This is a genomic window from Pontibacter akesuensis, assembly GCF_001611675.1.
Classification (GTDB): Bacteria; Bacteroidota; Bacteroidia; order Cytophagales; family Hymenobacteraceae; genus Pontibacter; species Pontibacter akesuensis.
Genome location: NZ_CP014766.1, coordinates 2,238,165 through 2,262,628 on the forward strand (window position 1 = coordinate 2,238,165; position 24,464 = coordinate 2,262,628).

Annotated in this window: 18 protein-coding genes; 11 read left to right on the forward strand and 7 right to left on the reverse strand. The window is 53.5% G+C overall.

Translation table 11 applies throughout. The annotated features are described in order from the left end of the window. Positions 1–79 precede the first annotated feature (79 nt). A complete protein-coding gene (locus A0W33_RS09490; protein ID WP_071890030.1) occupies positions 80–2,587 on the forward strand; it encodes a DUF5916 domain-containing protein in 2,508 nt (835 codons plus the stop codon). Between the two features lie 127 nt (positions 2,588–2,714). Here A0W33_RS09490 and A0W33_RS09495 read toward each other — a convergent pair whose 3' ends face one another. From A0W33_RS09495 to sdaAA, 4 genes are all read right to left on the reverse strand, one after another. Next, positions 2,715–6,476: a S8 family serine peptidase gene (locus A0W33_RS09495; RefSeq protein ID WP_082815184.1), complete on the reverse strand. Its 3,762-nt coding sequence runs from the start codon at positions 6,474–6,476 to the stop codon at positions 2,715–2,717. A gap of 208 nt (positions 6,477–6,684) precedes the next feature. After that, positions 6,685–7,656, reverse strand: coding sequence for a porphobilinogen synthase (gene hemB, locus A0W33_RS09500; protein WP_068837928.1), 972 nt, complete (start codon positions 7,654–7,656; stop codon positions 6,685–6,687). Positions 7,657–7,836: 180 nt separating this feature from the next. Continuing rightward, the gene (locus A0W33_RS20895) at positions 7,837–8,121 is read right to left on the reverse strand and encodes a hypothetical protein (protein ID WP_139237134.1); all 285 of its coding nucleotides are present in this window, start codon (positions 8,119–8,121) and stop codon (positions 7,837–7,839) included. A 111-nt stretch (positions 8,122–8,232) separates the two neighbouring features. Beyond that, positions 8,233–9,138 carry an L-serine ammonia-lyase, iron-sulfur-dependent, subunit alpha gene (sdaAA, locus tag A0W33_RS09505; protein WP_068837929.1) on the reverse strand — a complete coding sequence of 302 codons (906 nt, stop codon included), beginning with the start codon at positions 9,136–9,138 and terminating at the stop codon, positions 8,233–8,235. Positions 9,139–9,334: 196 nt separating this feature from the next. On the opposite strand from sdaAA, the gene A0W33_RS09510 reads away from it, so the two are divergent. From A0W33_RS09510 to A0W33_RS09540, 7 genes are all read left to right on the forward strand, one after another. After that, entirely contained in the window at positions 9,335–10,504 is a 1,170-nt protein-coding gene (locus A0W33_RS09510) for an App1 family protein (protein WP_082815185.1), read from the forward strand. Positions 10,505–10,571: 67 nt separating this feature from the next. Beyond that, positions 10,572–11,681, forward strand: a complete 1,110-nt coding sequence (locus A0W33_RS09515) for an App1 family protein (RefSeq protein WP_068837931.1) — start codon at positions 10,572–10,574, stop codon at positions 11,679–11,681. A 106-nt stretch (positions 11,682–11,787) separates the two neighbouring features. Beyond that, positions 11,788–12,708, forward strand: coding sequence for a DUF2279 domain-containing protein (locus A0W33_RS09520; protein WP_068837932.1), 921 nt, complete (start codon positions 11,788–11,790; stop codon positions 12,706–12,708). Between the two features lie 60 nt (positions 12,709–12,768). Then, positions 12,769–13,053: an acylphosphatase gene (locus A0W33_RS09525; RefSeq protein WP_068837933.1), complete on the forward strand. Its 285-nt coding sequence runs from the start codon at positions 12,769–12,771 to the stop codon at positions 13,051–13,053. 101 nt (positions 13,054–13,154) lie between these two features. Further along, a complete protein-coding gene (locus A0W33_RS09530; RefSeq protein ID WP_139237133.1) occupies positions 13,155–14,150 on the forward strand; it encodes a hypothetical protein in 996 nt (331 codons plus the stop codon). A gap of 6 nt (positions 14,151–14,156) precedes the next feature. Then, complete coding sequence (locus tag A0W33_RS09535) at positions 14,157–14,711, forward strand: Crp/Fnr family transcriptional regulator (RefSeq protein ID WP_068837935.1); 555 nt, start codon at positions 14,157–14,159, stop codon at positions 14,709–14,711. 76 nt (positions 14,712–14,787) lie between these two features. Continuing rightward, entirely contained in the window at positions 14,788–15,342 is a 555-nt protein-coding gene (locus A0W33_RS09540; RefSeq protein ID WP_244888626.1) for a DinB family protein, read from the forward strand. A gap of 37 nt (positions 15,343–15,379) precedes the next feature. Here A0W33_RS09540 and A0W33_RS09545 read toward each other — a convergent pair whose 3' ends face one another. Then, positions 15,380–16,804 carry a thioredoxin-like domain-containing protein gene (locus tag A0W33_RS09545; RefSeq protein WP_068837937.1) on the reverse strand — a complete coding sequence of 475 codons (1,425 nt, stop codon included), beginning with the start codon at positions 16,802–16,804 and terminating at the stop codon, positions 15,380–15,382. An 805-nt stretch (positions 16,805–17,609) separates the two neighbouring features. Here A0W33_RS09545 and A0W33_RS09550 point away from each other — a divergent pair. Then, positions 17,610–18,119 carry an NADH-quinone oxidoreductase subunit A gene (locus A0W33_RS09550; protein WP_068837938.1) on the forward strand — a complete coding sequence of 170 codons (510 nt, stop codon included), beginning with the start codon at positions 17,610–17,612 and terminating at the stop codon, positions 18,117–18,119. Positions 18,120–18,167: 48 nt separating this feature from the next. Then, positions 18,168–18,713 (forward strand): NADH-quinone oxidoreductase subunit NuoB, encoded by a 546-nt coding sequence (nuoB, locus tag A0W33_RS09555; protein WP_068837939.1) that lies wholly within the window; start codon positions 18,168–18,170, stop codon positions 18,711–18,713. A gap of 124 nt (positions 18,714–18,837) precedes the next feature. Here nuoB and A0W33_RS09560 read toward each other — a convergent pair whose 3' ends face one another. After that, positions 18,838–22,218, reverse strand: coding sequence for an ATP-binding protein (locus A0W33_RS09560; RefSeq protein ID WP_068837940.1), 3,381 nt, complete (start codon positions 22,216–22,218; stop codon positions 18,838–18,840). A gap of 242 nt (positions 22,219–22,460) precedes the next feature. Here A0W33_RS09560 and A0W33_RS09565 point away from each other — a divergent pair, with 242 nt between their 5' ends. Further along, on the forward strand, positions 22,461–23,078 hold the full coding sequence (locus tag A0W33_RS09565) for an NADH-quinone oxidoreductase subunit C (RefSeq protein WP_229802076.1): 618 nt from the start codon (positions 22,461–22,463) through the stop codon (positions 23,076–23,078). A gap of 112 nt (positions 23,079–23,190) precedes the next feature. On the opposite strand, the gene A0W33_RS09570 is transcribed toward A0W33_RS09565, so the two are convergent. Further along, positions 23,191–24,264, reverse strand: a complete 1,074-nt coding sequence (locus A0W33_RS09570) for an outer membrane beta-barrel protein (protein ID WP_172798105.1) — start codon at positions 24,262–24,264, stop codon at positions 23,191–23,193. Positions 24,265–24,464: the final 200 nt, after the last annotated feature.

The following is a 24,464-nucleotide window of genomic DNA, read 5'->3' on the forward strand; positions in this document are numbered from 1 at the left end:
CTTCAGAGGCAACCTTTGCTCCTGCCGCTACATCTTTTACGCTACACCAAGAGTCCTACTGCCATACATTACACTACCTATGAAAAAATTGGTACTGCTCCCCTTTCTGTTTTTCTGCTGCCTGGTCTGTACCGCGCAAGACCAGCAGCAAAACCAAGCAAAGAAGTATAATTACCCACAGAAAACGCTGCAGGCGGAGCGGGTGCAGCAGGCGCCGAAAATAGACGGGGAACTGGACGAGCCAATGTGGCAGCAGGCGGCGATTGCGACCCAGTTTATTAAGAACCGGCCCAACCCCGGCCCGCTAGAGAAGCACCCGACGGAGGTGCGGATTCTGTACGACGATGAGGCGATTTACGTGGGGGCCATCATGCACGATGTATCGCAGGACTCGATCCTGCGCGAACTGGGCCGCCGCGATGACCTCGGCAACACCGATTTCTTCGGCATTTTCCTGGATACATACCTGGACGAGTTGAATGGCTTCGGCTTTTTTATTACCCCAGCCGGTGTGCAGCTCGATGCCCGCTACTCCTCCAACGGCGAGGACTGGAGCTGGAACGCCGTGTGGGAGAGCAACACCAGGATAAATGAAACCAGTTGGGTGGCTGAATTCAAAATTCCGTACTCGGCCATCCGCTTCAGCAGCAAGCAGGAGCAGGTATGGGGGCTGAACTTTATGCGCAACCGGCAGGCTACGCGCGAAGGCTTTTTCTGGAACTACGTGGACCCGGCGGTAGACGGCTTCGCCAACCAGTGGGGCAGGCTGGAGGGCCTGCGCGATATTGAAGCACCGCTGCGCCTGTCGCTTACGCCCTACATCTCCACCTTTATGGAGCGGTACCCGGTGGAGCAGGAGGGAACAGGGAACACCGTGCACAAGAAGGACTATAACTTTAGCGGTGGTCTCGACCTGAAGTATGGCATCAGCGATGCCTTTACGCTGGACATGACCCTGGTGCCCGACTTCAGCCAGGTGCAGTCTGATAACCGGGTACTGAACCTGTCGCCGTTTGAGCAGCAGTTCAGCGAGAACCGGCCCTTCTTTCTGGAGGGCACCGAGCTTTTCAACAAAGGGGGCTTCTTCTACTCCAGGCGCATCGGCGGCCGTCCGGCCAACGCCAACCGCATCTACAGTGGTTTGTACCGTGATTACGATGTGGTTGAAAACCCAATAGAAACCCGCATGATCAACGGCACTAAAATTTCCGGCCGTACCTCGTCTGGTTTGGGAATCGGCTTGTTCAATGCGGTGGTGGGTGAGCAGTACGCGGTGCTGCAGGACCAGGAGGGAAACGAACTGGAGCTGAAAACGCAGCCGCTCACCAACTACAATATAGCCGTGTTCGATCAATCACTGAAGAACAACTCCTTCGTAACCCTGGTAAACACCAACGTGATGCGGCAAGGCTCTACGTACGATGCCAACCTGACCGGGATGGTTTTCCGCATCGCCAATAAGGGAAACAAGTATGCCGTTAACGGCAAAGCGGCGCTCAGCCAGAAGTTCTTTTCCGCCGATACGGAGCGCGGCTACATGTACCAAGTGGGAGCAGGAAAGGTGAGCGGTAACTTTCAGTACAGCGCGGCCCACATCCTGCGCTCCGACAAGTATGATCCAAACGATTTGGGTATCCTGTTCACCAACAACTCCTCTGCGCAGGAGCTGAACCTCTCCTACAACTTCTATGAGCCTTTTTGGAAGCTGCTGAACCTGTACACCAACGCCGGGGCCGTGTATGAGCGCCGTTTCCGGCCGGATGATTTTCAGAATTTCGTGATTTACAGTAACGTGAACGGCACGTTTAAGAACTTTACAAGTGCGGGTTTCAACGTGAACCTGGAGCCGGTGGTCACCAACGACTTTTTTGAGCCACGCGTGGCCGGCAGAGTATATGCGTTCCCGGTAAACTATTCCCTGAACGGATGGATATCGACGGACTACCGCAAGAATTTTGCCCTGGATGTGGGGGCCAACTACCGCGCCTTCGACGAAAACGACCGCAACAATTTCTTCTATGAGATTTCGCCGCGATACCGTGTAAACAATCAGTTAAGCTTTGACTACGGCTTTGAATCGGGCAGGCGGCAGGATGACATGGGTTTTGTGAACCTGGTTACGCGCCTGGATGAGGCAGGGAACCCGCTGCCGGACCGGGATATCATTTTTGGTCTGCGCAAGGTGAATTCGGTGAACAATTCATTGGCTGGCAGCTATATTTTCAACAACCGCATGTCGTTGCAACTGCGTGCCTGGCACAACTGGAGCAAGGTTATTTACAGCGATTTCTTCCTGCTGCAGCAAAATGGCGGGCTGGAGCCTTACACCTATGAGCCGACCCAATCACCCGACCTGAACTACAACTCCTTTAACCTGGACATGGTGTACTCGTGGTGGTTTGCACCCGGAAGCGAAATCACGGTTGTTTGGAAAAATGCCTTTGAGGAAAACGTGCACCTGGTGGAGCCGCGCTACGTCGATAACTTCTCTCACACGCTGCGTTCTCCACAGAGCAACACCTTCTCCATTAAGATACTGTATTACCTGGACTACCTCACCGTGAAGGGCAAGCTATCCAAAAAGTAAGTAGAAATGCCGCCTGGCAAATACAGCCTGAACGGGCGGAATGGCAGCCGGAAGTATAGAGCAGCAAACAAAAAGGGCGGAGGCACTGTAGAGTGCCTCCGCCCTTTTTGCTGTTTAAAAACCTTCCTTACCTCCGAACCACTACCTTGCGGGTGTAGGTCTGGTCGCCATACTGCAGGCGAACGATGTAAAGGCCATCTTTGTCTTTTGAGATATCGAATTTACCCTTGTACTGGCCATTAACCGCACTTACGGTAGCCGTGTACAACTGCCTTCCCAGTAAATCTATTACGGTGAGGCTCATCGCTTCCAGGGCATCTGTTTCCACGGTGTATTCAAACTTGCCGTCGGCACTAGGGTTCGGGTACACGATAAGTTCAGGACCCACGCCGCGTTCCGCACTTTCCTTCTCGTAGCTGTACGCCATTGACATTTCTGAAATACAGCCATCCCGGAAAACCAGCAGGCTATACCTGCCATTGAACGTTGGGGTGAAGCGCTGCCCTGTGGCACCCGCAACTGGCTGGCCATCAAGAAACCACTGGTTTCCCACAGGCTCATTCGAGACAAGCTCCTGCCCCTGGCGTGTCACAATGGGCTTCTCGAGCGGAGCACCTGTTTTCATGACGGCTGCTACCCGCGGACTTGGGCAATCCAGGGCGCGCACCTTCAGGTCGTAGAAGTAGTAATAGTAGCTCTGTGATTCAGAGGTGGCCGTATTGCCCGTGATCGAGAACACGTTCGAAACCTCAAACGGATAGCCTGTTACTCCCTGGTTGTTCCGGTAGATGGTAGCGCCATCAGCATACGAAATGGCAATGCTGTAATCTCCGGCCTCTGGCAGTTGCAGGCCCAGGTAGTATACCTGCCCCTGGTCGGCCGGGTCGTTCGGCTGCACATCGGGTCCCGGAGCGCTGGCAGTAGCCGTTACATTCAGGGTGCGGGAGGATACCGGGGCGCCGTTGCTGTCATACACCGTGAAGGTGATTTTACCGCTGTTGCCAATGTACAGGCGCGCCTCTTCCAGCACCATAGGAGCTTTCGTATTCACCAGCACCGATGGGCTGAACTGGTTGTAATTGCCGCCTGGAAAGGCAGCTTTGGTAGGTACACCAATTGTTGCCGAAAAATCACCGAAAGCAGCATAAAGGGCGGTGCCTACTTTGGATACAGGCACCTGCACCTGGTTACCCGCCGCTACCGGCACCGTGCTGGTGGGGGAGCTGTACCAGAAAGGCGTACCCTGACCCTGCGCCGATACGGTATAGTTCGGACCCTCGCCACAACGGAAGGCCGCGGCCTCGACAGGCGCAATGGCCGTTCCGGCAATACTGAAAGTATAGCCCCGCTGGTTATTGCTCTGCACGGCATCGCCGCCCAGGTTCGACTGCGCCACCAGTTCATAGGTCGCGCCATCCTCCGTGGCAAACGCCTCCGGCAGCAATAGGTCAGCCTGGCTGTAAGGAGCCAGCGTACCGGCAAAAGTACCGCTTAGCGTTTTTAGCTGCACACCGTTTTTCAGCACATTTACCGTTACTGGAATATTCTGCTGTGGCGCAGCGCCGTGGTTCCGAAGCGTTACCTGCACACGCTGCGTTCCTGTTGCGCAAAGCGAGGCGCCCACAGGCGTTACGGCGGCCACGCCCAAATCCTGCTGTGGCCTGTTGTACTGTATCAGGTAATCCTGTGTTTCGCCTTTTGCCGTAGTGCTGCAGGCCGTTACAGCCGCGGCATCCGTTGTCTCCTGCACTACCACGCGCATGCGCACTTTATCGCCCTGCTGCACAAAGCCGGGAGCCGTAAGGTTGGTGGTAAAGGTGCCATCGCCGGCTATCACATCAGAAGCAATGGTTTCGCCGGCATCCGTAAAGGCGCCGTTGCCATTCCAGTCGATAAACACTTTGGCGATTTTAGCGGCAGCAGCGCCACAGGAGCTAAGGTCCAGCTTCAGTTGTTTTGTCTGGCTTGGCTCAAAAGAGAAAACCGTGTTGGTTTGGTTTCGGTAGGTGGTGCAGGCTCCATCCTGATTGATGGCAATGCCGCCCAGCGTGAGTCTGCTGATCCTGGCACCCGTGTTCGTGGTTGGCGCAGTGGCGCAGGCTGCTGTGCCGCCAACTCCGCTTACCAGCAGAGAATACGCCTGCGGGCCCTGTATCAACGTGCCCTTGTGTTTGATGGTAATGGTATAGGTCTGGCCCGGCACAGCGTCGGCGATCAGTATCTGCTCCACGTTATCCAGCACATTGTCTCCTACCCGGGCTGCCGCTGCCGGCTCGCCGGGGTTCAGGGTCCAGGGCAGGTAATTTTTCCCGTTGCCGCTTACGCGTACATCCAGGTCGTTCATCAGCTTTGGCGTACGGCTGTTCAGGGCCGAGGCACCAATGGCAATTGGCTCCGCCTTCGGGTCGGTCCAGGAGATAGTCACTTTAAGCGGGCCGTTACCAGAGGCGACAACGGTTAGGGTTTGCGTAGCAGCCTGAGCCAGTACCTTCTCCTCCAGCAGGTGCGTACCCTTTGTGTTCGAAATTACGGTGGCGGCACGCGCGGCATTGAGCAATCCCCAGCCATACATATAATCAGGGCCGGCATTGGCACCTGCCTCATCGGCTGTGTGAATGGCGAGCCCTTTCAGCGTGGCGGCGCGCATAAATCTGCCGTTATTCACATTTGAGAAGTGCTCCTGCAGCAGCAGCAGCGTGCCCGATACGTTCGGAGCCGCCATGGAAGTGCCGCTCAGCACTTTGTAGCTTCTGTCGTTGGTGGAGGAGGTGGAAAGCAAGGCAATGCCATTCCCCACAATGTCCGGTTTTATGCGGCCATCATCAGTGGGGCCCCAGGAACTGAACGGAGCAATACGTACATCCTGTGCCTGGTTGTAGCCCCCGTTTATCGCATAGACAGCCCCCACGGTAAGTATGTTCTTGGCGTTGCTTGAAGAGGGTAAAACATCGTAGCTGTCGTTACTGCTGATGGAGGCGGGCCGCTCTTTCACCAACGTGAATTTTCCGTTGCTGTTGCGCTGGAAATAGGGCTTGCCTACCTCCGGGCCATTCTCACTGCGGTTATTGCCTGCCGATTTAACGATCAGGTAATACGGGGCGTTATAGGCGATCTCATCCCAGGTGGCGGCATCCTGGTCGTAATAACCAAAGTTATAGTCCTCGGAGGTGCTGATGTTGGTATTCCCCCACCACTCCCAATACGGATCCTCGTCCGTTCCCTTGCGGTCGGAGTTATAGCGCCAGCCGGCAATGTTGCCGTACGAGTGGTTCGATACGAGCAAATCCTTTGCGGCAGCGGCCATTTCAGCCTCATCCCCATTAAAATCATACGCCAGCAACGACTTGTAACCGAATGCCATGCCCTTTGCGGCAGCACTCACGCCCCCGGCCACCATCGTGCCCGCCACGTGCGTGGCATGCTCATTTGCCTCATCGGGTTTGTCTTTCTGGATAACGCGCCCGGCCAGCTCCTGGTGCGACACCCGCACACCGCCGCCATCCCAGACGGCGAGTTTGTTAGCTACGCTGCTGCCGCTGCCGCTAAGGCTAAGACCCAGCGAACCACCTGCCCATAACTGATCGGTTTGCGTGGTGGCGGCCGCGTTGGCATTGTTGTAGGTGATGTAGTAGATGGGAAGGCCAGTGGCATCGATGCCCTGCAGCGAGATAAAGGTGCCGTCCTTGTACGTTTTCTCTATTACCCAACCACGCGCCTTCGCCAGTTCAAGCGCTTTGGCGCGGTTTGCCCTGTACTCTTTTTCAGCAGAAGTAGCGATGCGCTGCAGCTCTTTCGTATTCGCCCTGGTGGGCGTGAGGCCACGCTGAGCAACCGCCGAGGTGCTGGCTGCCATTCCGAGGGCAACAAGCCAAAGGCTCCATTTTCTCATAAATTCTCCTTGGGTAAATAGGTGCTACTTAAAGGTACTATATAAGCCGGATAAAGGCAAAGTTGTTCCATTTGCAGGCTGTTATTTAGGCGCTTGAGGGCCACGGGTTTAGCTTTTTATGGCCGGTGTTAAAACATCGGTATCCGGTGCCACAAAAAAAGGCGCACCAGCCATAGCCGATGCGCCTCTGAAACCGTCCAATTTTCGGTTATTTTTTCAGGTACTGCCCAAACTCCTTGGCGAAGTAAGACAGGATGATGTCGGCCCCGGCGCGCTTTATACTTACCAGGCCCTCCAGCATGGCTTTTTCACCGTCAACCCAGCCGCGCTCGGCCGCGGCCTTTACCATTGCATACTCGCCGCTCACATTGTAGCCAGCAATGGGCAGGCTGGTATTGTCGCGCAGCAGCTTGATGATGTCCAGGTAGGCGAGGGCAGGCTTCACCATCAGGAAATCGGCTCCCTCGGCCACGTCCAACTCGGCTTCTATCAGGGCTTCGCGGCTGTTGGCGGGGTTCATCTGGTAGGTTTTCTTGTCCCCCATCTTTGGGGCGGAGGACAAAGCATCGCGGAACGGGCCGTAAAAGGCGCTGGCATACTTGGCTGAGTAGCTCATGATGCCCACCTTATGAAACCCGTTTTCGTCGAGCACGCGGCGGATGTGCCCCACACGTCCGTCCATCATGTCGGAAGGAGCCACCACATCGGCACCCGCCTGCGCCTGTGCCAGGGCCATCTTGCCCAGCACCTCCAGTGTCTCGTCGTTCAAAATCTCGCCGTTCTCCACAATGCCATCGTGGCCGTCGGAGCTGTACGGGTCCATGGCTACGTCGGAGAACAGCGCCACCTCCGGGAAGTTCTTCTTTATCTCGCGAAGCGCACGGGTGTACAGGCCATCCGGGTTGTGGCTCTCGGTGGCATATTTATCTTTTAACTGATCAGGAATGGAGGCAAATGGGGCAAAGGATTTGATGCCCAGCGCCACGCAAGCCGCTATCTCCTCCAGCAGCGTATCAATGGAAAAGCGGTTGATGCCCGGCATGGAGGAGATTTCCACGCGCTGGTTCTGGCCTTCGATAATGAAAATCGGGTAAATGAGATCGTTCACGCCCACGGTGTTTTCCTGCACCAGATTGCGGATCACCTCGGACTGACGGTTGCGTCTTGGTCTTCTGTTCATAGTATAGTCTTTCAGAGAAAACAATTCAAACTCAAGTGGAGGCAAAGGTACGGCTTATATACATCAAATGCAGGTCGTTTGCAGTGGTAACACGGATGTGTGTCGGGTGCATGATTGTGCTGTGGAAGTATGGCTGGTCAAGTGGGGATATACCTTCTCTTCTCGCCGAAGTTTTCAGTTCTAGTCTGTCTGAACACATTTGTCATCTTGACGATAGGTGAGATCTATCTGGAATTCTGAAAAGATCTCTCCTATCGTCGAGATGACAGGAGGAGAGATGAGAGTAAACGAGTGGCAGCGGATTCTTCGCCGCTGAAGTATCACCCACCCCTGCCCCTCCGAGGAGGGGAATTGTTCCTGCAAGTATAGATCATACCCAAGAATAGACTCCTGTCTTAGGTGCAGTTTAGAACCAAGTATAGCATGCCCACACCTGACCAACTGCACTGATGGACCTCCACGCATTCGCTGTGTTCAAATCCCGATTTATACTTACCTGAAGTACGAATGATCTAGCTAAACAAAACAGCCCTGCCCAATTGGAAATGGGCAGGGCTGTTTTAGTTAAATTTATACTTACTCGCTGTCTTCGTCAGGCAGAATCTCCACATCCTGCACCAGCACGAAGTTCTCAATTTCGCGGGCTCTTGGGGTGTTGGCTAAACCGCCTTCGGCAGTCTCTTTATACTTGCGCTCCATACTTTCGCCTACCTCGCCCAAGGCTGCCACGCACTGGTCTACCGGTATCACGGCGTTTACCCCGGCAATGGCCATCTGTGCGGAAGAGAAAGCAATGGCGGCGGCACTGGCGTTGCGCACAATGCACGGCACTTCCACAAGTCCCGCTACCGGGTCGCATACCAGGCCCAGCATACACTGAATGGTGATGGCCACAGCCGTGAACACCTGGTCTACGTTGCCGCCCAGGCAGTACACAATCGCGCCGGCAGCCATGGCACCGGCACTACCTGTCTCGGCCTGGCAACCGCCCACAGCGCCTGCCAGCGAGGCGTTCTGCTCAATAATCAGGGCAATGCCGGCGGCTACCAGCAAGCCTTCGTGAATGGTACGATCCTCCAGGCCATGCAGCTCCTGAAGCGTGGTAAGCGTGCCGGGCAGAATGCCGGAAGCGCCCGCCGTTGGGGCAGCTACCACGCGGCCCATACAGGAGTTCACCTCTTTGGCCCCCAACGCACGCGACACCAGCATCTGAAACTCCGGCGACAGCACCGTTACGGGCGACTTTGCCACCTTTTTGGCGCTGTTGTTCACCATGCCCGAACGCGACTGCATGTTCTCGGTCAGGCCGGTTTGCACGGCATCGCGCATTACATCAAAGGCTTTGGCAATGTTTTCCCAGATATACTCCTCGGAACGGTCTTTCTGCTCCACTTCATATTGCAATACAGGCTGGTACAGCGGCTCCCCGGTTTCGGCGCAGTGCTTCTCCCAGCTCTTAAAATCAGTGAATAATAATGACATAATTCTTAATTCCTTTCTCTATAGGTTGTGAGCGGCTCCGGCGGCCGTATGGCTGCACCGGCCGCGGGTGTTATACACAAGTATACGTGTTTCAAAGATAACAAAACCGCTTGCAGGAATTGTTCTTTCGCGCGCAACTATACTTTGGCTTAACTCCTGCTGTTGCCATCCGTTCAATAAAGCAAAGGATTTAACTATGACAGATTTAACACAATCGGCGAAAGAGACAATGCTGGCGGCCATTGAGAAGGTGGAGCACAGCCTCTCGATGGCCAAGTTTAAGGTAAAGGACAAACTGCACCTGCTGGAGCCGATCAACATAATGCCTTACTATGGTTTTGGCAGCGATACCTATGTGTACGTGAAGGGCCGGGTGCTGGAAGATGAAAAGGTAAGCCAGCCCGAAAAGGATGACAACGTGCTGCAGCACCTGGAGGCAACCTACAAGCGGTATGAGTCGGATGAGATTCCGGGTATTACGCTTACGGCAAGCTTTGCCGGCCAAACCATTACAGTGGAGACGGACGAGGAGGGTTTCTTCGAGGTGGAGTTCCGCACGGATACCCCCATAGATTACAGCACCGCCGGCCACAAGGTGAAGCTGCAACTGCAGGAGCAGAAAACCGACCACGACCGGATGGAGGCGGAGGCGCATGTGTTTGTGCCGGGGAAAGACGCGGGATTCGGGATTATCTCTGATATAGACGACACCGTGCTGGTATCGAAAGTAACGCACATACTCGGAAAGCTAAAGCTGATGCTGCTGCAGAACTCGCTCGAACGCAGCCCCTTTCCGGGCATTGCGGGCTTTCTGCGGGCACTGTGCAAAGGCAACGATGGCAAAGGCCAGAACCCGCTCTTCTTTGTGTCGGGCAGCGAGTGGAACCTATACGACCTGCTGATCAGCTTTTTCCGCTCGCACGATATTCCGGAGGGGCCGCTGCTACTGCGCGACAAAGGCACGCGCCTGGACCGGGGCGATTTTGAAACAAGCGAGCAGGAGTACAAGCGCGAGAAAATCCGCCACATCCTTGACACGTACCCCGACCTGAACTTTATCTGCATCGGCGACAGCGGCCAGCACGACCCTGAAATCTACCAGCATATCGTGCAGGAGTATCCCGGCCGCATTCTGGGCGTCTACATCAGGGACGTAACACCGGAAAAGCGCGACAAGGAGGTGAGAGACATAGCTAACCAGGTAGAGGCAAAGGGTACCAAAATGCTGTTGGCCGAAGAAACACTGTCGGCCGCGAAGCATGCCGCCGAAATGGGATGGATCAACGAAAGCCAGCTGAGAGAGGTGAAGGAGGCGTGTGAAAAAGACGCGCAGAAAAGCCGTAATGGCGAGCACCCAGCAGTATAAAAGAAGTTTTCTGCTGAACAACTAGCCCCTTACAGCGTTTTAAAAGCAGAACCAACGGGAACTAGTTTTGGATATAAAGAAGAAATTGGATGAGGCCCTCGTGCAGTTGGGGCAGGAGCTGGACGCAGGAAGGGAGCAACTGAAAGAAAACCTGCACTTGTTGCGCCCCATCATGATCCTGCCTTTTTACGGCTACGGCTCCGACACCTATGTGTACCTGAAGGGCCGCGTGATCGAGAAAGACAAAAAGCAAAATGACGGACAGGAAGAGCACGCGCTGGAGCAAAGCCTAAGTATGCTGCGGCGCTTTGCCCTGAGCGCCATTCCTAATATCAGGCTTTCCGTGGCCTTTGCCGGGCAGCAGCAGGAAGTGGAGACCGACAAGGAAGGCTACTTTGAAGTAGAGTTTAACACAGAAACACCCATCAACTACAAAGAGACAGGATACACCGTGCAGCTGAAACTGCTGGAGCGGAAAACCGACGAGGATGCCATGGAGGCCGAGGGGCGCATCTTTGTGCCGCAAGACGATGCGCGCTTTGGGGTAGTCTCTGATATAGACGATACGGTGCTCGTTGCCAACGCCACCAGTACGCTCGGGCAGCTGAAGCGAACCTTGTTGCAGGATGCACAGGAGCGGAGCCCTTTTCCGGGTATTGCATCGTTGCTGCAGGTGCTGAAGGGGCGCAACAACCCATTGGTTTACGTGTCCTCGGGCCAATGGAACCTCTATAGCTTTTTGGTTAGTTTCATGGAAGCGCACCACATCCCAAAGGGACCGATTCTGCTTCGCGACCATGGGAGTGAAAACGAGGAGGATGACAAACGCCAGCACAAATTAGAGCAGATCCGTGCTGTGCTGCGTACGTACCCCCGGCTGTCTTTTATCCTGATTGGCGACAGTGGCAAGGATGACCCCGAGATTTACAGGCAGGTGTCTCAGGAGTTTCCTGATCAGGTGAAGTGCATCTATATCCGGGATGTGACAGAGGATGGACGCGCCAAGGAAGTGCAGGAAATATGCCGGCAGGTAGAGCAGCAGGATGTGCAGATGCTGTTGGTGAAAGACTCTGTTGCCGCCGCAGAACATGCCTTCAAGCACGGGTACATCTCCTTAGAACAGCTACACCAGGTACAGGAAGCGCAACGGCAGGAACAGCGGTCGAAAGAGGAGTAAAGCTGTACCCTGTAGCCACAAAAGTTTGGGCGCTTGTTGCTAGGCAGCACTGCTCAAAACCAGTATCTTTAAGAGGAGGTAGCACTAAGGCTGCTCCTTTTGCTGCATGACATTTCGGAATCTGCTGCTGGCTTGCCTGCTGCTCCTGGCTACCTCCCAGGGCTTTGCCCAGACCACCGACAGCACCGCCACAGACACCGCACGTATAAACCGCCGCAAGCTCCTTCCGATAGTAGCGTCGGAGGCTGCTTTTTATGTAGCGGGTATGTCGTACCTGCAGTTTGTGTGGTACAAAGACCACGAGCGGGTGCCCTTCCATTTCTACAACGATGCCAGGGGCTACCAGCAGGTAGATAAGTTCGGGCATGCTTTCGGGGCTTACGTGGAGAGCTACATGGGCTATAGGTTGCTGCGCAACGCAGGCGTGCCCAAGGGCAAGGCGCTGCTATACGGCGGCACGCTGGGGCTGGTGCTGCAAACGCCCATCGAAGTATGGGACGGCCTCTACGAGGGCTGGGGTTTTTCGGCTCCCGACATGGTGGCTAACGCAGCTGGCTCGGCGCTCGTAATCGGGCAGGAGCTTTTGTTTGATGAGCAGGTGGCCAGGTATAAATTCAGCTTCTCGCCGTCTCCCTACTATAAACAGGCCAACGGCTACCTCGGCGACAGCCACCTGGAGAGCCTGTTCCTGGATTACAATGCCCATACTTACTGGTTAAGTGTGCCGATAAACAAGCTGGCCTTTAAAAGCACAATACCGGATTGGGCCAGCGTGGCCGTAGGCTACAGCGCCGGCGGAATGTTCGGCGAGTTCAGCAACAGGACCTATTACCGGGGCACGTATTTGCCCGAAACAGAGCGCTACCGCCAGTACCTCTTCTCGCTGGACGTCGACTGGACCCGCATCAAAACCGACAACAAGCTGCTTAACACCCTCTTAAAGGGCATGTTCTTTATCAAGCTTCCGTTCCCGGCACTGGAGGTAAACTCCAAAGGGCAGGTAAAAGGCCATTGGCTATACTATTGATGTTGCTTTAACCAGTCCTCCGTTTGCCCGTTCAAAAAGCAAACAACTTATACTTACACCATGAGCAACAATACCAAACGCATCGCCCTGCGCGTGCACGGCAAAGTACAGGGCGTATTTTTCCGGGCCAGCACGCAGGAGAAAGCCAAGGCACTAGGCCTGACAGGCTTCGTGCAGAACGAAGCGGACGGCACCGTATACGTAGAAGCCGAAGGAGACACAGAGGCTTTGAAGCAGTTAGAGCAATGGGCACACGAAGGATCAACCAAGGCGCGAGTCGAGAAGGTGGAGGTAGAGGAGAAGGAGGGCCTGGTAGGATTCAAAAAGTTTGAGCAGCGGCGGTGAGCATAAGGGAATACTTGTGGCAGGAGGGGATTAAAAGAGTTTGAAGATGTATAATTATACATTAACTTTATCCTATACAAAATCCCCCTTATCCCCATGCTATGAGCACAAGAATACTTCATTGTTCTACCTCAGTTGAAAACTACAATATCTGCATAGAGCAAAAAGTAGCAGGCTTTTCTAACAGAGGTCCTCAACCGGGAGATTTAATATACTTGGTGGTAAAGGAGGGTAAGAAGGCAGTATGTGGGGCTCGCTTTATTCTGGATCAGGTTACTGATCATAAGCCTTGGGCTGATGGAGATAAGTATGTGCACGCTTTGAAGGTCAAAAATATAGAATATGCGACTCCATTCGATTTAGGTCTTCTAGCACAGGTTGGAGGCCAGTATTGGGGTATGAAGTATATGCAGTTTGCAAAGGCCATTGCGGACAGTGCTGCAGTTGATGCACTGAAGCAGGCATTTGAAAAGAATAAAGTTGATCATTTCATTCCTTTTGACAACACCTCTGCCAAAGATGTAGAGCCTGAAATCCTCCCGGAAGTTTCGGCAATTTTAGCAGAAGAAGTAGCACCACCAACCCGTGATTCTTTTAGAATTCAGGCTTTACTTGCAGAAATAGGAAGCCGCATGGGCTATAGGATTTGGCTACCGAAGAATGATAGAAGTAGAGTTTTGGAAGTATGGCTTTCCGGCCAAAACCAGGTTCTAAATGATTTGCCGCTCAATTATGATATCGACACGATAAAGACAATTGAGAATATCGATGTTCTCTGGATAAAAGGGCGGACCATAGTACGCGCTTTCGAAATAGAGCATACTACGTCTATTTATTCAGGCATACTTAGAATGGCTGATCTTATGGCATTACAGCCAAATCTGAACATCAGAGCCCACATAGTTGCACCGGATGAAAGAAAGGCCAAAGTGATGCAGGAGCTGTCAAGACCTGTTTTCCGGCACATTCTGGCTAACACCTGTACCTTTATCTCTTATACTTCTGTTGAAGAATTGGCAAAGGAGAAAAGGCTGGAGTACATGACAGACGCCGTACTAGAGGAGTTTTCAGAAGCTGCAGTAGTACCCATAGCTTAACTCTCCATGCTCCGCACCCTCCTTCAGCAAATCTCTTACTTCACCCCAGATGACATAGACGCTTTTGAGTTACTGTGGAAGAAACCGGTGCAGCTGAGCCGGTACGATTTCCTGATACGGCAGGGGCAGGTGGAGCAAGGTTTATACTTCGTTACCAGCGGCGCGCTCCGCATTTACTACCCACTTCCAGACGAAGAGATCTGCGTGGGCTTTGCTTACCCCAACACGCTGGTTGTCTCTTTTCCGTCGTTTGTGGATGCCAAGCCCTCGGCCTATTACATTCAGGCGCTGAAGAAGAGTAAACTGTTGGGCATCAGCAAAACGGACCTGGTGCAGTTGATGGAGCAGCGGCCCAACATCAGGCGGTTCTGGTACGAGCAACTGGAGAAGGCGCTGGTGGGCAAGATTGAGCGCGAGGTAGATTTGCTGCTGCCCGAGCCGGAGCAGCGCCTGCAGCGGGTGATGCAGCGCAGTCCGCACCTGTTCCAGCACATCCCCAAAAAGTACATCGCCTCCTACCTACGCATGTCGCCGGAAACGCTGAGCCGCATCAAAGTATAAATCTTGATTTAGATCAAGGATTGGATGCTATAACCTGCTGTACCTTTGGGATGTACAACCTAAAACGATGAAAACTATGAGCACGCTGGAGCAACTTTCCCAAACCACCAAAGGCCTGCAGCAGACCGTTGCCACCGAGTTCGCCTCGCTGGACCTGGCTGCCTTAAACTTTAAACCCGCCCCCGATAGCTGGAGCATTCTGGAGTGCCTCGAGCACCTGAACCGCTACAGCCGCTACTACAACTCCGCTATAGCCAAAGCCATTGCCCAAAACACCGGCGGAACTGACGTGACAAGTATAAGCTACAGCTGGCTCGGCAAAAAATCGGTTGACATGGTGCGCCCTCAGAACACGAAAAAGCACCAGACGGTGAAGCACATGAACCCCAACAACAGCCAGTTGGACCGCACCACGGTAGAGGAGTTTCTGCAGCACCAGCAGGAGTTACAGCAGCTGCTACAGCAGGCAAGGGGTGCAAATCTAGCCAAAAAGGCGGTGCCGGTCGAGTTCTTTAAGCTGCTAAAGATGCGCATTGGCGAAGCGCTGGAGTTTGTGGTGGTGCACCAGGAGCGGCACGTGCAGCAGGCCCTCCGCGTAAAGCAGCAGCAGGCAAAGCTGGCGGCAGCGTAGCATCATGCAATAACTAAGTCAGACGGTGGCAATGGCTTTAGAACCTTACCTGCACTTCCTGCTTTTCGCCGTTGTGGATATCGATGGTGAACAGCTGGTGGCTGTTGGTGCTGGTTGCCCATAGCTGGCCGTTCAGAAACATGATGTCGTTGGGCTCGTGCAGGCCGCTGGCAAGGGTGCGTACGCGTTGCCGCCCCAGGTCGAGCACCTTTATTTTGCCATTGTAGGTGTCAGCAATGTAGATGTTGCTGTCGATGTTCTCCACACCCACGCAATGCTGCAGCAGCGCATCGTCCACGTGCCCGTCTTCATCCCCGAAATCAAACAAGCCCCTGCCGAGCGGCGTGAGCACCATGCCTGTTTTGGTGTTGACGGTGCGGATGGCACTTGCTTCGGCATCGGCCACAAAAAGTACGGGGCCATTGCTGGCCAAACCGCTGGGCTGGTTAAAAGCCGCTTCGTGCAGTGGTCCATCGGTCAGGGCTTCGCGGCCGCTGCCGGCAAAGCGGTATACTTGCTCTGTTGCCAGGTCCATGCGCAGGATCTGGTGGTTGCCGGCGTTAGCAATGTACAGGTAGTCCTCAAGTATGAGCAGGTCCCAGGGGCTGTTGGGGTTTACGGGCTCCCCGCGCTTGTCGTCCAGAAAGTAGTAGCCCAGTTCGCCGGTGCCGGCGGCGGTGCTTACCTGTTTTGTGTGCAGGTTTACTTTGCGGATAGCGTTGTTTTTGGCATCGGCCACATAGAGTATTGCGCCGTGCAGGGCGAGTCCATGCGGCTCGTAAAAGGTAGCGTCTGCGTAACTGCCATTAGCAAAACCTTGCTTGCCGCTGCCAATTACCTCCAGTACCTGCCCCTGCTGGTCTAGTTTCAGAATGCGGTTGTGGCCGCTGTCGGAAAGGTAGATGTTGCCTTCGTCATCGCTAATTAGCTTGGATGGGAAGTATAGCGGAGACGCTTGTTGTGCCGCTGCATGCTCCACGTGGAAACGGATCGGCTCCCGGTTTAGTTGGTTTGCAAACTGTTCTATCAGTTGCTCCAGGTAAGGTTTTACGGTGCTGTACACGCCCTCTCCTGCATGTTGCCCGATCACTTTGCCGTTCGGATCGATGAGCACCGTGGTAGGCCAGGCGCGGATACCGTACTGGTTCCAGAGCTGGTAGTCGGCATCGTTCACCACCGGGTGGTCTATCCCAAACTTCCGGATAGCCTGCAGGATGGTTTCATTCTGCTTCTCGGCATCGAACTTGGCAGAGTGAACACCCACTACCACCAGCACGTCCGCAAACTCTTCCTCCAGCCGCTTTAGGTCGGGCACAATGTGCTGGCAGTTGATGCAGCCAAAGGTCCAGAAATCAAGCAATACGATTTTGCCCCTGAAGTCCTTGATCGACCAGGATTTATCCGTGTTCAGCCAGCCGTAGTCGGTGTTGATTTCTGGTGCGTTTACGCGTCCGGTAAGCATAGTATAAGTTTGTTTTAGGGTTTAGTAAGTGCTCTATCTGTTACAGTCTTGCAGATGGATTTGTTTTATACTTGTGTGGCAGCTGTGTTGCTCCCTCTGGCTTTCACTGGCGCAAGTCTTCAGACTTGTGTCTTATTATGATGTTGAGTTTGCAACTCGACTGGCTTGAAAAGCCATATTCGCTTAGCAGTAGCTATACTTGTTCCATTACCTGGCGCAAGCGTGCGCTTGTGACTTATACTACTTCAGCCATACTTGCATAGCAACTGCTTGTCGCAACTAGAACCAAGCTATCTTTTCTAGCTGTCGCTGATCCTACAGCTCGCAATCGCCCATTGTTTTATCTTTAGCCTTGGAGCGCTCACGGCCGCGGGACCCCGCCCTCGGGCATCGCGCTTGGAGCTTTTCTTTGCTCGCTTCGCTTTGCAATCCCGCTCCCGCGGGACCGAAAAACTCGCATAGGCGCTCAACCCAAGGACTGGAAACAGTTCAATTAGCCGCCGCCTTCACTATGCAACAAGTATAACTGTCCCCTTGAGGGGACTACAGGGGTGTCTACTCCTACAGATGCTTTATCCAACTTAATCACTTCTCCCACTCCACATTTGTCATCCTGAAAGGATCTTGGTGAAAGCGCCATCAAACTGAACTAACGAAACTTATTTGTGAGTTAAGCTACCAACAGCACCCACCCCTGCCCCTCCGAGGAGGGGAATTATCCGAACGAACCAAGCTAACAACCTTCCCTATTTTTAAAGCAGGAGTAACCAAATTATCGTAATTTTGCCTAAACAGCTGTAAGGCAATGGCAGAAAACTACGCATCGGACTTTGGCACCATATTACTCTTCCTGGTTGGGGGGGCTATTTTTGTGGTGATCGGTATGCTAACCAGTAGGCTGATCCGGCCAAACAACCCGAACGCCGAGAAACTGACAACCTACGAAAGCGGGGAGGAGCCGATCGGCAGTGCCTGGGTGCAGTTCAACCCGCGCTTCTACGTGGTGGCACTCATTTTCATAATTTTCGATGTGGAACTGGCCTTCCTGTTTCCGTGGGCAACAGTATTTGGGCGCAAGGAACTGATCGACGCCACAGACGGGTTATGGGGATGGTTTGCGCTGGCCGAGATGTTCATTTTTATCGGCGTGCTGGTGCTGGGCCTTGCCTATGCCTGGGCCAAGGGCCACCTCGACTGGATAAAGCCGAAGCCTATCCTGCCGCAAAGCCGCTCTAAAATTCCGATGGACGTGTACCGGCAGGTAAACGCCCGGAATGAGGCTAAAAGTAAAGCAAGTGGCAACCAGGAAGTATAAAGCGTAGCTGGAGCCACTCATAATTTATAATTCAGAGTTCATCATTTGATGCAAGATAAAACAGGAGAAGGCGGCGTAGTCATCACCAAACTCGATGATCTGCTTAACTGGGCGCGACTCACCTCGCTGTTCCCGATGGGCTTCGGGCTGGCTTGCTGTGCCATTGAGATGATGGGCGCCTATGCCTCAGGCTACGATTTAGACCGCTTCGGCATTATTCCGCGTGCCTCGCCGCGCCAGTCGGATGTGATGATTGTGGCCGGCACGGTTACGTTTAAGATGGCCGACCGCGTGCGCCGCCTCTACGAGCAGATGCCGGAGCCGCGTTATGTCATCTCTATGGGAAGCTGCTCCAACTGCGGCGGCCCGTACTGGGAGCACGGTTACCATGTGGTGAAAGGAGTGGACCGGATCATTCCGGTGGATGTGTACGTGCCCGGTTGCCCGCCAAGGCCCGAGGCGCTGATCGGTGGTTTTTTGCAGCTGCAGGAGATCATCCGAAAGGAAAGTATCCGTGCCCCACGCGCCGTGCAGCAAATCATGGCTAAAAGGGCGCAGCAAGGTGAGCCTGTGGCAGATGCCGATAAAGCGTAAAGGCTTTTCGATTTTATAAAAGCAGAAGGCCAGTAGTTTTCATGACTACTGGCCTTCTGCTTTTAGCAGGCTATACTTGGGCTGCGCGGAAACCAGCTGCCTGTGCTCCAAAGCAGCGCAGGCATCACAGGTTTCCCTTCCTGCTTACAGTTCTGGGGTACTCCTTCAGGTAAATGTTCAGGGTGGTGCCGATAGCCAGTTTGCTTTCTACCTGCAGGTGGCCGCCGTTCCGTTCCACCATGTTCTTTACCAGGTACAGCCCCAATCCATTTCCTTCCGACTCGTTTGTGAAGCGCTTGAAAGGCTTGAAAAGCTGGTTGCCAAATCGCTCCAGGTCAATGCCGATGCCGTTGTCCGACACCCGTAGCAGCACCGTTTCATTTTTACGCTCGGTGTGCAGGTGAATGATGGGCGGGCGATTCGGTGATTTATACTTGAGCGCGTTCTGCACCACGTTCCGGATGATGCTCCCCAGGTAAGCCTCCACATACACAATAGACTCCGCCTCGTTGAAATCAGCGGCCAGTTGCCCTTGCTGAGCCTGTAGCTCCTCGGCAAATTCAGCTTGCAAATCCGCAAACACGTCGGCAAACCGAATTTCCTGCGTACCCCGGTCGCCTTTTGATTGAAACTTTACGATGCTTAACAGGCCCGCTACCGTCAGGTCGAGCTTTTTAACGGAAGCCTCGATTCTGGAGAAGCTTTCTTTCTGTAGCGTTGGGTCCTGCTCCTGCTGGTAGAGTCCAAGCAAAGCCTTCAGACTGTTGATCGGCGACTTTAAATCGTGGGCAGCGATGTGCACAAAGTTATCCAGCGTCTCGTTCACCTTCATCAAGGCGGTGTTGCGGCTGGCTGTTTCCTCGAGGGTGTGCTGCAGGCTGCTCTTGGCTTTTTTGCGGAAGGTGATGTCTGTCAACAGAAAGGCTGTTCCTTCTGCAAGCGGGTGCATGCGCACCTCCAACCAACGGCCTTTTTCCGGTAGCTGGTACTCAAACGTGCGCGTCAGCTCGTCTTTTTGCGAGAGGGCGATACGAGACTTGAGTGCTCTGAACACATTGGCTGCTACTACTTCTTCCAGGGGTTTCCCGTTGACAGCAGCAGCTTCTTTGCCCAAGATATGCAGTGCCCGGGCATTCGCGAAGGTAAAGCGCAAGCGGTGGTCCAGCACGGCAAATCCCTCGGCCATACTTGTGACCACGGCTGTCAGCTGGCTGCGCAACCGGGCGAGTTCCAGGTTTGCCTTGACGCGTGCTTTCAGCTCCCGCGCATTAAACGGTTTCACCAGGTAGTCGTCGGCTCCCTGTTCCATGCCCTCTGCGCGTGCCTCCTCGCCAGCCCTGGCCGAGAGCAGCATCACAGGCAGCAGCCGGGTGCGTTCATCCTTCCTTATTTGTTCCAGCAGCTGAAAACCGTCCATTTCGGGCATCATCACATCTGAGATAACCAGTGCCGGGCTTTCTTTCAGGATTTTATCCCAGGCAGTGGCTCCATTCACACAGGTTTGGACCTGGTACTCCTGTTCCAGAATGCGGCTTAGGTAGTGCAGCATGTCCTGGTTGTCATCCACCAGCAACACCAGCGGGCGTTTTTTGCCTTCTGCTGCCTCATATGCCCAGCGGGGTTCAGTTTCCGAAGGCGCCTCACTTTTGCTTTCTGCAGCGCTGATTTCTCCAAGCCAGCCAGAATAGATGCCAGAGCCTTTCTGCAGTTGCAGATCAGCTTCAGGTGCTGCGCTGTTGGTGGTTACCTGTCCTGCGGGCAGGTGGGAACTGCCTAGTGGTACAGCGATCGTGAACGTGGTGCCTTCGCCCACTGTGCTGGCGACATGGATCGTGCCACCGTGCAGCTTAACCAGTTCCTGTGTTAAGGCCAGGCCAATGCCGGAGCCTTCGTGGGTGCGGCTGCGGGTATTTTCAATGCGGTGGAAGCGTGAGAAGATTTTCTGTATTTCTTCGGGCGGAATGCCTGCGCCCGTATCTGCTACCGTTAACACAACCTGCTCGTGCTTTTGCTCCAGCGAAACATTTATCTCACCTTCAAACGTGAACTTAAGTGCATTGGAAAGCAGGTTGAACACGATGCCTTCCCACATCTCCACATCCAGGTAAACGGGTGCTGGAACGGGCGTGCAGTTCACGTTGAACTTCAGCCCGGCTGCCTCAACCGCTGAGCGAAAATAAGCGCTAAGGTCAGTCGTGAGGCGGGCAATTTCTACCGGTCGGTAATTGGCCTCCAGTCGTCCGGCTTCGGCCTGTGCGTAGTTCAGCAGGTTGTTTACCAGTTTGAGCAGGCGCTTTCCGTTGCGCTCCACCAGGGCCAGCTGCTCCCGGGCCTCTGCCGGCAAATCGGATTGCGCCAGATCGCTGAGCGGCCCCAGCATGAGTGTGAGCGGCGTGCGGAACTCGTGGCTGATATTGTGGAAGAAATGGGTCTTGGCTTTGTCCAGAGCTGCCAGGGCTTCCGCTCTTTTTCGCTCTTCGGCATAGGCCCGGGCATTGGCAATGGCACGGCCCGCATGGTTCGCAACCAACGTATAAAACGACTTATACTCCTCGTCTACTTGCCTGCGGGGGCTGAAGCCCGCCACCAACAGGGCATAGGGGAGTTCAGTGGCATCCTGGCCTACGCGCGTAACAGGCAACACTATGGCCTGCTGCAGCGGCTCCGGCCAGGCACCGGCAGTCAGTGTTCCAAAGCGCTCCTGCAAGTCTGTAATAATTTCGGCCTTACCCGTTGTCGCCACTTTTGCCAGCGGCCATGGCCAGTCTTTGGCAACATCAGTCAAGCTTAGCTGCTCAGGGCTTTCGCTATTGCCTGCTGTAAAACCGGTAACGCCTGCCAGTGTAGCTGTTTCACCCGTTTCATCGAGCAGGTAAACGAGCGCAAACGGCACATCCTCCGGGTTAGTGGCCAGGGAGTCTGTCATGGACTTGCAGGCAGCAGCTGGCTCCCAGGCGTGGGCGCTGTGTGCTGTCAGGTGACTTAGCATTGCGAGGCGGCGCTGGTTCACTACATCGGTGGTGGTTTCGATAGCGGTGGCATAGATGCCGCCCACTTCGCCGTGTTCGTTGTAAATAGGGCTGTGGGAGAAGGTGAAGTAGGCTTCCTCTATAAACCCGCTTCTGTTCGGCAACACCAGCTGGTCTTTGAAATAGGTTGTCTCGCCGGCTTTTACCTTGTCGAATATCGTGGTCAGAAACTCCCACATCTCGCTCCACCAGGGGTAAGCCGGCTCGCCGAGCGCGCCCGGGTGCTTCGTCTGCATGATGGTGGCATACCCGTCGTTGTAGAAGTGAATCAGCTCCGGCCCCCAATGAATCATCATCGGGATTTTAGAGGAGAGCATGATGCTGACAGCGGTACGCAGGCTCTGTGGCCATTTCTCTACTGGGCCAAGGGGGGTGTTGGCCCAGTTCAACTGTCTGATGCGGTCGCCCATTTCGCCGCCGCCCCTAAAGATTGTCTTTGTGTCTATACTTTCTGATTGCATCACTGATTCAGGCATCAAACCCCGTTTCTGAAAATGAGAGCCTTAATTTTACGGAATAGCCGTTGCACGTATGCCTATCAGTTTCAGTAGTTAATCCATAAAATTAAAAGAAATATAAGGTAAAGTAAAGTCTGCGGCCTGTTGTTTGGCTAAGTTTTGACGCAGTAGGCGCACCCGTTATACTTGCCTGGAGTACATGATGAATTTATGCGTATTTTTGAGACTGCATACACACGGGCTGCTGTCGCGACGGCAAAATGGCCCAGAAAGAAAAACGCGTGAACTTCGAAGAAATAAAAGACCTGCTGGTGCGGCTCTTCGGGCCGGAACTTATACTTGCCGAGAAGGCTGATAACCTGCAGCCCTACCTGCTGCTGCAGCCTGAGCGCCTGCCGGAGGTGTGCCTGGAGCTGCATGACAATGCGCAAACGTACTTCGACTACCTCTCCTGTGTTACCGGCATGGACAACGGACCAGAGGCTGGCACCATGGAGGTGATTTATACTTTATACTCTATTCCGCACGATCATCACCTGACGCTGAAGGTGCAGGTGCCGCGCAATACCACACCCGTGCAACCCATGCCGCGGGTGCCCACTGTCAGCCACATCTGGCGCACCGCCGACTGGCACGAGCGCGAGGTATTCGATATGTTCGGCATCAACTTTACAAATCACCCCGACATGCGCCGCATTCTCTGCGCCACCGACTGGGAAGGCCACCCGCTCCGCAAAGACTACAAGTTGCAGGACTACTACCACGGCATCAAAGTACCTTTTGATAAGCACAACGAACTGAACGGTTTCAGGGGAGAGCCATGGGAACTGCTCGGGCAGCCTACGCCATTCTCGGATAAGCGGGAGAAGCCGGAGTAGGGAGTGCCTGTTATACCTCTAAAAGCAAAGCGGCCACCGGTTATACTTCCGGTGGCCGCTTTGCTTTTACAATTATACTTATATGGGAATGGAATAGGCTACATCAGTTGTACTAGTACAGTTTATATCCCACAGCTACAGCAAACGGATTAACATAGCTGTTTCGCCAGTACCGGCCATCAACTATAACTCTTTTGATGTTATATACTGCCTCAACGCTATACTTCCTTTTGTATGTGTAGCCAGCACCCACTACCCATGACGAGCTAATGCTCTTATGATCAAAACCTGCGTTAACACTAATGTTATTTATCTCTATTGCGTTGGATGCATTGAGTAAATAGTTCAGGGAGAAAGCACCGTTCAGGAATATTTTTGAATCGTTATTCAGGTAAAAATATCGTCTGGCGCCAATTGGAACATATATGTGCCTATAGTTTACTTCCAGAACTGCTTCCCTCCCAAAAACTACCGCCTCATGGTCGTTTTTATAGTTTTGGAAGGTTGGATCAGCGAATAAAGCCCATTGGTTTTTGTTGAAAGGTAAAATTACCTCTGCCTCAACACCTAGGGAAGGCAGCACTTCCGGATCAAATGTTTTCACATAAGGCGATCCCGAGTGGTGCTCCATTTTCAGGGAAGTGTAAGTGGCGCCTGCTTTAACTCTGAAGGATATTTCAAACTCCTTTTTCTGCCGTCTTTGGGAGAAGTTGGTATAGGTAGCTCCAATGCATTCGTTATACTTTACGAAAAGTCTGGCAAGTTCTTTTTTTTCATACCCAATCTTGTTGAACTGCTCCGGAGTGAAAGAGGGACACTTTAAGGTGGTGTAAAGCTGCTGCCTGTAAGCGTTGTTTTCGCTGAATTTTGTGCCTTCAACTATGAACTTTTTATAAACCAGTTGCTCTATGGCAGAACTGTCTGTTTTATAGAAAAAGCGTTCGAAACCTGCCTGCCCCTGGTAAGTGTAAAGCGTTGCTTTGCCCTCTACCAATACCCTTAGAAAAAGTGTTTCCTGCTTGAATATAGGTTCTCTGGAGTGGCTTATATCTCTTAGGTTTTCGGAAGAGCGATCAACATTTACAGTGGCGCGCTGGTATTTGTGTACGGTGTTGAAAATTTCGAATTCCTGTACTGAGTCTACGGTGCCAAGTCGTGTTTCAGCGTTTTCAGAAAGCTTGTACACAAACTGCGTCAGGTTGGATAGCTTATCGGAATTTCGGATAAGGACTTCCATCCTTTTGCCTTCATTGTTGATAAGATACCCTTTATCGAAAGTAACCTGAGCGTAGGCACTGAAACTTAGAAAAGAGAGGAAAGCGAAAAGTATAAGTTTGTTCATGGGTAAGGGGCTAAAGGTAATAGATTAAGTGTTGAAGGTATTGT

Bases quoted from the DNA above. Each gene is read 5' to 3' on its own strand.
- A0W33_RS09490 (WP_071890030.1), top strand. From the start codon at position 80: ATGAAAAAATTGGTACTGCTCCCCTTTCTGTTTTTCTGCTGCCTGGTC.
- A0W33_RS09495 (WP_082815184.1), bottom strand. From the start codon at position 6,476: ATGAGAAAATGGAGCCTTTGGCTTGTTGCCCTCGGAATGGCAGCCAGC.
- hemB (WP_068837928.1), bottom strand. From the start codon at position 7,656: ATGAACAGAAGACCAAGACGCAACCGTCAGTCCGAGGTGATCCGCAAT.
- A0W33_RS20895 (WP_139237134.1), bottom strand. From the start codon at position 8,121: ATGCGTGGAGGTCCATCAGTGCAGTTGGTCAGGTGTGGGCATGCTATA.
- sdaAA (WP_068837929.1), bottom strand. From the start codon at position 9,138: ATGTCATTATTATTCACTGATTTTAAGAGCTGGGAGAAGCACTGCGCC.
- A0W33_RS09510 (WP_082815185.1), top strand. From the start codon at position 9,335: ATGACAGATTTAACACAATCGGCGAAAGAGACAATGCTGGCGGCCATT.
- A0W33_RS09520 (WP_068837932.1), top strand. From the start codon at position 11,788: ATGACATTTCGGAATCTGCTGCTGGCTTGCCTGCTGCTCCTGGCTACC.
- A0W33_RS09525 (WP_068837933.1), top strand. From the start codon at position 12,769: ATGAGCAACAATACCAAACGCATCGCCCTGCGCGTGCACGGCAAAGTA.
- A0W33_RS09530 (WP_139237133.1), top strand. From the start codon at position 13,155: ATGAGCACAAGAATACTTCATTGTTCTACCTCAGTTGAAAACTACAAT.
- A0W33_RS09535 (WP_068837935.1), top strand. From the start codon at position 14,157: ATGCTCCGCACCCTCCTTCAGCAAATCTCTTACTTCACCCCAGATGAC.
- A0W33_RS09540 (WP_244888626.1), top strand. From the start codon at position 14,788: ATGAGCACGCTGGAGCAACTTTCCCAAACCACCAAAGGCCTGCAGCAG.
- A0W33_RS09545 (WP_068837937.1), bottom strand. From the start codon at position 16,804: ATGCTTACCGGACGCGTAAACGCACCAGAAATCAACACCGACTACGGC.
- A0W33_RS09550 (WP_068837938.1), top strand. From the start codon at position 17,610: ATGGCAGAAAACTACGCATCGGACTTTGGCACCATATTACTCTTCCTG.
- nuoB (WP_068837939.1), top strand. From the start codon at position 18,168: ATGCAAGATAAAACAGGAGAAGGCGGCGTAGTCATCACCAAACTCGAT.
- A0W33_RS09560 (WP_068837940.1), bottom strand. From the start codon at position 22,218: ATGCCTGAATCAGTGATGCAATCAGAAAGTATAGACACAAAGACAATC.
- A0W33_RS09565 (WP_229802076.1), top strand. From the start codon at position 22,461: ATGGCCCAGAAAGAAAAACGCGTGAACTTCGAAGAAATAAAAGACCTG.